Source organism: Streptomyces inhibens, assembly GCF_003389455.1.
Lineage (GTDB): Bacteria > Actinomycetota > Actinomycetes > Streptomycetales > Streptomycetaceae > Streptomyces > Streptomyces inhibens.
The window spans coordinates 1-9374 of the sequence record NZ_QUAC01000080.1 but is presented as its reverse complement, the minus strand read 5'-3'; the positions used below and the strand labels follow the sequence as shown (position 1 = coordinate 9374).

The 9374-nt window shown below is 71.5% G+C and carries 7 protein-coding genes and 1 pseudogene; 1 reads left to right on the top strand and 7 read right to left on the bottom strand.

The window, feature by feature from the left end:
* A partial coding sequence (locus tag DY245_RS11585) for an ABC transporter ATP-binding protein (RefSeq protein WP_425329370.1) occupies window positions 1-1038 on the top strand: 1038 nt, incomplete at its 5' end.
* A 57-nt stretch (window positions 1039-1095) separates the two neighbouring features.
* Here DY245_RS11585 and DY245_RS11580 read toward each other — a convergent pair.
* From DY245_RS11580 to DY245_RS46145, 7 genes and pseudogenes are all read right to left on the bottom strand, one after another.
* Entirely contained in the window at window positions 1096-1851 is a 756-nt protein-coding gene (locus DY245_RS11580) for a DUF8010 domain-containing protein (protein ID WP_128506339.1), read from the bottom strand.
* Window positions 1848-2282, bottom strand: a complete 435-nt coding sequence (locus DY245_RS11575; RefSeq protein ID WP_342354181.1) for an acyl-CoA thioesterase — start codon at window positions 2280-2282, stop codon at window positions 1848-1850. Before DY245_RS11575 ends, DY245_RS11580 begins: the two co-directional genes overlap by 4 nt.
* Before the next feature lie 5 nt (window positions 2283-2287).
* On the bottom strand, window positions 2288-3952 hold the full coding sequence (ettA, locus tag DY245_RS11570) for an energy-dependent translational throttle protein EttA (protein WP_128506337.1): 1665 nt from the start codon (window positions 3950-3952) through the stop codon (window positions 2288-2290).
* Between the two features lie 325 nt (window positions 3953-4277).
* Window positions 4278-5675 carry a Cys-Gln thioester bond-forming surface protein gene (locus tag DY245_RS11560; RefSeq protein ID WP_128506333.1) on the bottom strand — a complete coding sequence of 466 codons (1398 nt, stop codon included), beginning with the start codon at window positions 5673-5675 and terminating at the stop codon, window positions 4278-4280.
* Between the two features lie 226 nt (window positions 5676-5901).
* A complete protein-coding gene (locus tag DY245_RS48215) occupies window positions 5902-6633 on the bottom strand; it encodes a single-stranded DNA-binding protein (protein WP_128506341.1) in 732 nt (243 codons plus the stop codon).
* A 288-nt stretch (window positions 6634-6921) separates the two neighbouring features.
* Window positions 6922-8805: a YfjP family GTPase gene (locus DY245_RS11550; RefSeq protein ID WP_244942985.1), complete on the bottom strand. Its 1884-nt coding sequence runs from the start codon at window positions 8803-8805 to the stop codon at window positions 6922-6924.
* A 2-nt stretch (window positions 8806-8807) separates the two neighbouring features.
* Window positions 8808-9291: pseudogene (locus DY245_RS46145) on the bottom strand (hypothetical protein); the annotation flags it as partial.
* Window positions 9292-9374 lie beyond the last annotated feature (83 nt).

Sequence of the window (9374 nt, the reverse complement as noted above, 5' to 3'; positions counted from 1 at the left end):
CCCCGGCCCGCCGCGCCCGCCGGCCTCGCCGAGCTGGAGCGGCGCGCGGCGTCCCGGCGCGGGCAGCCCGCCTACGGGCATGACGCGCTGATCGCCTGCGACCGGCTGGTGCGGGTCTTCACCACCGACGGCGTCGAGGTGCAGGCGCTGCAAGGGCTCGATCTGCTGGTCGCGGAGGGCGAGTTGATGGCGCTGGTGGGGGCGTCCGGCAGCGGCAAGTCCACCCTGATGAACATCCTCGCGGGCCTGGACGTGCCGACCGCGGGCGCCGCCAAGGTCGCCGGCCGCGATCTGCTGACGATGGACGCCAAGGCCCGGCTCGGCTACCGCCGCGACGTGGTCGGCTTCGTCTGGCAGCAGACCGCCCGCAACCTCCTGCCGTATCTGACCGCCCTGCAGAACGTCACCCTGCCGATGCAGCTGCGCGGTGGCCGGCGGCGTGCGGCCCGTACGAAGGCGGCCGTGGAGCTGCTGTCGATGCTCGCCCTCGACCACTGCCGGGACCGCCGTCCGCACCAGCTCTCCGGCGGCGAGCAGCAGCGCACCGCCATCGCGGTGGCGCTCGCCAACACCCCGTCCGTGCTGCTGGCCGACGAGCCGACCGGCGAGCTGGACTCGCACACCGCCGAGCAGGTCTTCACGGCCTTCCGTACCGCCAACGAGGAGCTCGGGACCACGATCGTGATCGTCACCCATGACCAGGCGGTGGCGAGCGAGGTACGGCGTACCGTCGCGATCCGCGACGGCCGTACGTCCTCGGAGGTGCTGCGGCGCACCGAGCGGGACGCCGCGACCGGCCAGGAGTCACTGGTCGCGCGCGAATACGCGATGCTCGACCGCGCGGGCCGGCTCCAGCTGCCCGCGGAGTACACCAGCAGCCTGGGCATGGAGTACCGGGTCCTGCTGGAGCTGGAGAGCGATCACATCGGGGTGTGGCCGGACCGTACGGCTGATGGTGCGGGGCGGGGGCGGGGTGGTGCCGGGGAGGACGGCGCCAAGGGGAGTGGCGTCGCGGAGGACGGCGGCGAGGCCTCGTGAGCGCGTCGGGCGTGCGTGATCACCGGGCCGGGCGTGACCGCCGGGCCGGGCGGCCTCTCAGACCGGCGTGACCGTGAGCCCCGACAGCCCCGTGAGCCCCGCCGGTCCGCCCGTCCGCACGGCGATCGACCCGTACGGGGTGCTCAGCCGCAGCCAGCCGCCGGCGGCGAGCAGACTCAACGACGGGGACAGAGGCTGCGGCTCGCCGTGAGGATGTGCCTGCGGGGCGTGCGCGCCATGTGCACTACGGCCCCCGGCGAGCGCTCCGGTCCGCGCCGGCCGCAGAAAGCCCAGTGACTGGGCGGCATGCGCGGCACGCAGCGGGAGGTGGGTGTCGCCGAGGGTGCGCGACCAGATCTCCCGGCCGATGCGGTCCCGTTCGGTGCGGGTGCGGTGCTGTGGCGGCAGCGCCTCGTCACGGGCGCGGAATTCGGCGACCGCGGCGGCCACCGTACGCACCAGCGCCTCGGGCGCCGGCAGCCCGGGCACCCGCTGCCAGCCGCCGCGCGGCGGCAGCAGCCCGGTCCACGGCGGGCCGGTGACGGCGGCGGGCACGGTCAGCGCGCCCGCCGGCTCGTCGATGCCGTCGAGGAGCTCACCGGCCGAGACGGTGATGTCCAGGCCGAGGTCCTCGGCGAGCCGGGCGGTGCGGATCGCCAGCACCTCGAAGGACGGCGGGCGGCCGAAGACGGCGAGGACGCCGCCGCCGGCCTGCAGCCGTACCGCCGCGGCCCGGTCGTAGTGGATCAGCCGGGCGAGGAAGGCAGCGAGATCCGCCGCCTCCCCGGCATCGGCCAGGTGCAGCGCCGTCATACCGCGACGGCCCCGTCCTGGTGCGAGGCGTCGGCCAGATACTCCTTGAGGACCGTCTTCTCCTCCACGGTGAGGCGGCGCGGACGCTCCTCGGAGAAGTTGTACGGGACGACGACGGTCGAGGCCCGCAGGTAGAGGTTGTCCTCGTCCTTGACCTCGTAGCCGACCGTCATCGACGCGGCGCTGATCTTCGTCACCCACATCTCGATGGTGACCGGCGCGGGCCGGTGCACCAGCGGCCGCACATAGTCGATCTCGTGCCGGGCGACCACCGAGCCGCCCGTGAACGACGGGCTGCCGCCCCCCGGCGCCAGCCGGCGCATGAAATCGATCCGCGCCTCTTCGAGGTAGCGGACGAACACCGCGTTGTTGACATGGCCGAACGCGTCCATGTCCGACCAGCGCAGGGGGCAGGAGTAGAGGTGTCGCACGACGGTCAGCCCCGGGTGAGCTTCTTGTACGTGGCGCGGTGCGGGCGGGCCGCATCCGCACCGAGGCGCTCGATCTTGTTCTTCTCGTACGACTCGAAGTTGCCCTCGAACCAGAACCACTTGGAGTCGCCCTCGTACGCCAGGATGTGCGTGGCGACGCGGTCGAGGAACCAGCGGTCGTGGGAGACGACCACGGCGCAGCCCGGGAACTCCAGGAGCGCGTTCTCCAGCGAGGACAGGGTCTCGACGTCGAGGTCGTTGGTCGGCTCGTCGAGGAGGAGCAGGTTGCCGCCCTGCTTGAGGGTGAGCGCCAGGTTGAGGCGGTTGCGCTCACCACCGGAGAGCACACCGGCCGGCTTCTGCTGGTCCGGACCCTTGAAGCCGAACGCGGAGACATACGCCCGCGAGGGCATCTCGACCTGGCCGACGTTGATGTAGTCCAGCTCGTCGGAGACCACGGCCCACAGGGTCTTCTTGGGGTCGATGTTCTCGCGGCTCTGGTCGACGTAGGAGATCTTGACGGTCTCGCCGACCTTGATGTCGCCGGAGTCCGGGGTCTCCAGACCCTGGATCATCTTGAACAGCGTGGTCTTGCCGGCGCCGTTCGGGCCGATGATGCCGACGATGCCGTTACGCGGCAGGGTGAAGCTCAGGTCCTCGATCAGGACCTTCTCGCCGAAGGCCTTGTTGAGCTTGTCCACCTCGACGACGACACTGCCCAGACGCGGGCCCGGCGGAATCTGGATCTCCTCGAAGTCCAGCTTCCGCATCTTGTCGGCCTCGGCAGCCATCTCCTCGTAACGGGACAGCCGGGCCTTGGACTTGGCCTGGCGGCCCTTGGCGTTGGAGCGCACCCACTCCAGCTCTTCCTTCAGACGCTTCGCACGCTTGGCGTCCTTCTGGCCCTCGACCTTGAGACGGGTCTGCTTGGTCTCGAGGTACTTGGAGTAGTTGCCCTCGTAGCCGTGCAGGCGGCCGCGGTCGACCTCGCAGATCCACTGGGCGACGTGGTCGAGGAAGTACCGGTCGTGGGTGACGGCGACGACGGTGCCGGGGTACTTCGCCAGGTGCTGCTCCAGCCACTGCACGGACTCGGCGTCCAGGTGGTTGGTGGGCTCGTCGAGGAGCAGCAGGTCGGGGGCCTCCAGCAGCAGCTTGCACAGCGCGACGCGGCGGCGCTCACCACCGGAGAGGGTGGTGACCGGCCAGTCGCCGGGCGGGCATCCGAGCGCGTCCATGGCCTGCTCGAGCTGGGTGTCCAGGTCCCACGCGTTGGCGTGGTCGAGGTCCTCCTGGAGCTTGCCCATCTCCTCCATCAGCGCGTCGGAGTAGTCGGTGGCCATGAGCTCGGCGACCTCGTTGAAGCGGTGCAGCTTGCCCATGATCTCGGCAGCGCCGTCCTGCACGTTCTGCAGAACCGTCTTCGACTCGTCCAGCGGCGGCTCCTGCAGGAGCATGCCGACGGTGTAGCCGGGGGAGAGGAACGCATCACCGTTCGACGGCTGCTCAAGACCGGCCATGATCTTGAGCACCGTGGACTTACCGGCGCCGTTGGGACCCACGACACCGATCTTTGCGCCCGGCAGGAAGCTCAGCGTCACGTCATCGAGGATGACCTTGTCGCCGTGCGCCTTGCGCGTCTTGCGCATCGTGTAGATGTACTCAGCCAAGAGAAACCGTCCGGCAGATTGGATCGATCAGGGTCTGTGCGGCACCGTCCCAGGGTCCAGGTGCGCCGTGGCCAGGGAGGGCAGATACACCCCATCTTGCCGTACGTCCATCCCTTGATGGAAACGGGTGCCAAAGGGCGGACGCCAGCGACCCCGGAGCGCCACTGCGCTCCGGGGCCTTGGGGTACGCCATCGGCCACCGCCCGCTCACCGTAGGGTCACCGAGCGGTCGCCGACTGTCACCGTGTGCCGAGGATCACCGGACCTCCGGCGTGAGCCGGAGGTCCCGCGCTACCGGGCACCCAGTGCTTGTGCGGGTCGAGCATCACTGAGCGGGGGTGCCGGCCTTCTTCTTACGGAGGAAGAACACCGCGGCGCCACCGACCACGACCAGGACGACCGCGATGCCCGCGATCATCGGCGTGGCGTTGCTGGAGCCGGTCTCGGCGAGGTCGCCGCCCTTGTCGCCACCGGTGCTGCCGCCGACCGAGGCCGGGCTGGGCTGCGAGGAGGGCTTGCCGCCGCCGCTGCCGGCGGTCTTGCAGTCCAGGACGCCGGAGAAGGTCTTCTTGAAGCTGCCCTCACCCTTGATCGTGATCTCGTACGGCTGGTCCTCGGCCACCGGAACGGTCACGGTCTGCGACTTGCCCGGAGCGACCTCGTAGTCCTTGCCGGACAGCTGGAAGCGGAACGCCTCATCGCCCTTGTTGGTCGCCGTGACGTCCACGCCGCCCTTGGAGCAGTTCTTCTCGGCGGTGATCGCCGGGATGGCGCCCTGCTTCTTCCAGGAGACCGTGGCGGCCGCGGAGACCGTGGACTCGCTGGAGCCGGCCAGGATCTGGGTCTGGCTCTTGGCGTGCTCACCGATGCCGGTGAAGGCACGGCCGACCGGGACCTTGGTGGCGGCCTGCGCGGTCAGCGAGGTGCTGCCGTCCGCGGCGCCCGCGGGCACGTCGAAGAACAGCTGGGTGCCGTCGGCGGCGCTGGTGACCGGCTTGCCGTCCTTGCCGACGACCTTGACGCCGGCCGGCACATCGGCGGCCGGGGAGATCGTCACGCTGTCGGCGTTGGTGTGCACGGTGACCGGGCCGAGCTTGCTGCCGGACTTGCCGGAGACGGCCGGCGGGTCCAGCGTCAGCGACGCCTTGGGCTCGGCAACGCTCTGCGCGCTCTTCTCGAGGTAGTCGGCGAGCTTCTCGGCCGCCGGGTCGACCGCGTCCACCTTGACGTGGTCGGAGAAGCGCCAGATCGCGACCTGGGTACCGGCCGCGGCGGTCTTCTCGGTGAGGTTCCCGGCGCCGGCCTTGGAGGCGAGCGCGGCCAGGTCGTTCACCTGCGGGTAGGAGTTCTGCAGGATCCAGCGGATCTTGCCGGCGTCCGCGTTGTTGTGCAACGAGGAGGCGCTCCAGGGCACTTCCTGGTACTTCGCCTGCTGCTGCGTCGGGTTGTGGATGTCGATGCAGTACGTCTGGAGCGTGCCGCCGTTGTCGACCGACATCTCGAAGAGCCCGGCGCCGACGCGCTGGTCCCCTCCGTCGTTGTGCACGACCGCCTGATCGAAGATCTTCAGCCCGCCGAGTGTGGCGGTGGCACCCCCGTGCGCCGGGGTCGTCTCGTCCGCCGCGGCAGTCCCCGCGGTGGCTATCGCACCCGCCGCGACCAGGCCCGAGGCCAGGACCGCAGTGGCAAGGCGGGCTGCGCCCCGCCCCTTCATCGAAAGCATGAATTTCCCCTCTGGGCGAGGCGGTCGAGTGGGGAGGTTGCCTCGCCGGAAAGATCCCAAAGAACTCAACAGCCGAACAGATTCAGCCCCCGTGAGTATTTGTCGGATCTTATGGAGCAGGCGCATCAGGGTCCCCAGTAATGGCATCCCATAAGCGATCCGAATCGCAATCGTTACCGACAACAGGCACCCTGACCTGGCATTATCGACAAATCCCCGGGACTTTTCAGGGCACTAGCGCCTTGTTGGGTGAAATTGCCCGAGGTGAAGCCGCCACGATCGAGGGTTCCGGCGGCTCCAAGGGGGCGTGAGGGGTGGCGGGTTCTGGCGCCGTCGATGCCTTGGGGGTGGGTGGCGTGGGGATGGGTGTATGGGCAGACGTACGCGTACGGGCGGTCATAGGGGTATCGGTGGCCGGGGGCGTACCGGTGGCCGCCAACGCCTTTTCCTGAGCCTCCCGTTGTGGGGAGGGCGACATCGGGGACGATTGCACGGGCTGCGCGTGTGGCCGTGGCAGTGACTGCGACTGCGACTGCGACTGCGGCTGTGGCTGTGCCGACGGTTGCGACGGGACGGGGTCCACCCCCGTACGCGCCGCCCGCGTGACCCTGCGGAACGCCGCGGTCCCGCGCGAGAGATCGTGTCCGATGGCGACGGCGTCGACCTCCGCCGAGAACCAACGCTGCCCACCCCGCTCGGCCGGCTGCTCCCCTTCCCGCAGCCGCAACCGTCCCTGAACCACGAGTGGTTCCCCCACCGCCACCGACGCGGCGACATTGTCCGCGAGCCCGCGCCACGACCGGACCGTATAGAAACTCGTCTCCCCGTCGGTCCAGCGCTCCTGCGCCTTGTCCCACCGCCGGGACGTCGCCGCGAGCCGGAACCTCGCCACCGTCACACCCGCCGTCGTCTGCCGGTGCTCCACCGCCGTCGCGGCATTCCCCACCAGCGTCACCATCGTGTCGTTCACGGAACACGCCTCCCCCGCGTGATGCACGCTCGCTCTTTGTCGCTCGCGCTGCGTTGACCTCATGCTGCACGGATTCCGCGAACGCCGCGGGAGCCTGTGGACGGGTGGCCGACTGTGGACAACTCCACCACCCGGGAGGGGAGTCGCCCCCGGCTGGGCCACCTCCCGGGCGGTCACGGCCCCCGACCGTTGTCCCCCGTCGGCCGGGCCACCGTCCCCGTCGGCCGAGCCACCGCCCGGTCGGTCACGCCCCGGGCCGTTGTCACCCCTCGGCCGTCACGCGCCCGACGCCACCGCGAACTGCTCCCGCACCTCGCGATAGCGCAACAGCTCGGCGGCGACCGGCTCCAGCACCCGGGCCCGTCCGCAGCCCGCCGCCGCACTCCGCAGCCGCCGCTCGGCATCCTGCCCGTAACGCCTGGCCGGGCCGCGCGCCACCGCCCGGCACATCCACGCGAGTACCGGCCCGCCGACCGACCCGACGACCGCGGGCAGCAGCCCGGAGACCCAGGCCGTCGCATCTCCCACGCCCGTGATCGCGCCCAGCAGCCACAGGAGACCCACCATTTGGAGTACGGACAGCAGCCCCTGCAACGCGGCCGCCACCGTCCACCACCGCGGCTTCATGGCCGGCCCGTCCCTCAGCGACTCCTCGGCATCGGCCGCCACCTTGTCCAGCGCCTCCGGCAGCCCGTACGCACCCCGGTCCGCCGCCTCACGCACCGCCTGCGCCCAGGGCGCCGGCAACCCATGCGCCGCCTCACCGGCCACCGCCCGTACGGCCTGCTCCACCACAGGACGCGCCGCCGCCCGGCCGTCCACCGTCAGCCCCTCCCCACCGGCGGCCAACCCCCCGGCCCCGCGCAGCCGTCCGGACGTGCCCTGCCTCCCTACGAGGGCCCGCCCCGAGTCGGCCCGCCCGGTGCCGGTCGGCCCAGTGCCGGTCGGCCCACCGCCCATCCGCCCGGCGTCGGTCCATCCACTACCGGTCCACCCACTACTGGTCCGCCCGCTACCGGTCCATCCACTACCGGTCCGCCACGCACCCGTCGGCCCCGCTTCGCTCCGCCCCCCGCAGCTCTCTCCCGTAGCGGCGATCCGCCCCGTACAGGTAGCGCCCACGCCCGTCGTCCCTCCCCGGGTGCCGCGGGCCCGCCCGGCCCCTCGGGCAGTCCCTCCACCGGCATCTGTCGCCCCGCCCTCACCGGCGCCCGCCTCTCCCCACCGGCCGGCCCTCCACCCCCGCATCCGCATCCGCGCCCACGGCGACCCGCACGCGCGCTCCGCGTGGCGCAGCCAATCGCGTTCCGCCGCGCGCCCAGTGGCCACCGCCCCCACCGCCTCGGCCAAACGGTCGTCGAACTCCTCCCGGGCCCGTTCCGTCAGCCCGACCCGGCTCTGCGCCACATACACCGACCGCAACCGCTCGGCCGCCGCATCCACATCCGCCGCCAGCCGCCGGTCCGCCGCCCCTCGTTCCTCGACGAACTGGCCGAGCGCTTCCCGTAGTTCCGCTACGCCCTTGCCGGTCGCGGCGGACAGCGCGAGCACCGCCGCCCCGGGCTCCCCGTGCTCGCCGAGCGCCAGCCCGTCCTCGTCCAGCAGCCGCCGCAGATCGTCCACCACCTGGTCGGCGGCGTCCCCGGGCAGCCGGTCCACCTGATTCAGCACCACGAACATGACCTCGGCGTAACCCGCCAGCGGCCGCAGATACCGCTCGTGCAGCACCGCATCCGCGTACTTCTCCGGGTCCACCACCCAGATCACCGCGTCCACCAGCTCCAGCATCCGGTCCACCTGCGCACGGTGCTCGGTGGCCGAGGAGTCGTGGTCGGGCAGGTCGAGCAGGATGAGTCCGTGCAGTTCGGTGCTGCCGTCCGCCGGGGTGTGCCGACGGTGCGCGGCCACGCCCAGCCTCTGCAGCAGCCCCTCCGCCCCAGGTCGGCCGCCCGCCCAGACACAGGCCACCGGCTCGGCGGTCGTCGGCCGCCGCGGCCCCACCTGCGAACGATTCACCCCGGCCAGCGCGTTGAACAGCGACGACTTGCCACTGCCGGTCGCCCCCGCGATGGCGACGACGGTGTGCTCACCGGACAGCCGATACCGCTCGTCCGCCGCCTCCAGCACCCGACCCGCCTCCTCCAGCGTCCGCGCGTCCAGCNCACCGGACAGCCGATACCGCTCGTCCGCCGCCTCCAGCACCCGACCCGCCTCCTCCAGCGTCCGCGCGTCCAGCCGGGTCCGGGACAGCGCGATCAACTCACGCAACGCATCCAGCCGCCCCCGCAGCCCACCCCCCACGGCCCGCCGCCCCCCATCCGCGACCCACCGATACCCACGCGCGACCCCGTCCCCACTCCCGCTCCCGCTCCAACTCCCGCCGTCCACACCAGCCCGCTGCCCTTGCTGCTGCCCCATCGCCTCAAGCAGCGACGCGCCACGCGCCCCCTCGCCGTACGAAACAGCACGTGAATCCGCAGCACGTGAATCCACAGCACGCGCCCCGGCACGTGAATCCTCCGCACACGACACAACACCTGGGCCCTCGGCATGGAACGCACCACCCCCCGCCGCAACAAGTGACTCACCCCGCGCCCCAGGCCCGGACGCCCCCGCTCCCCCATCCCGAGCCCTCCGCGCAATCAACCCGTCATCCCACGCCCCGCCAGCCCCCTCCCCCCGTACAACAACCGACTCCCCATCCCCCACCCGCTCTTCACCCTCTCTGC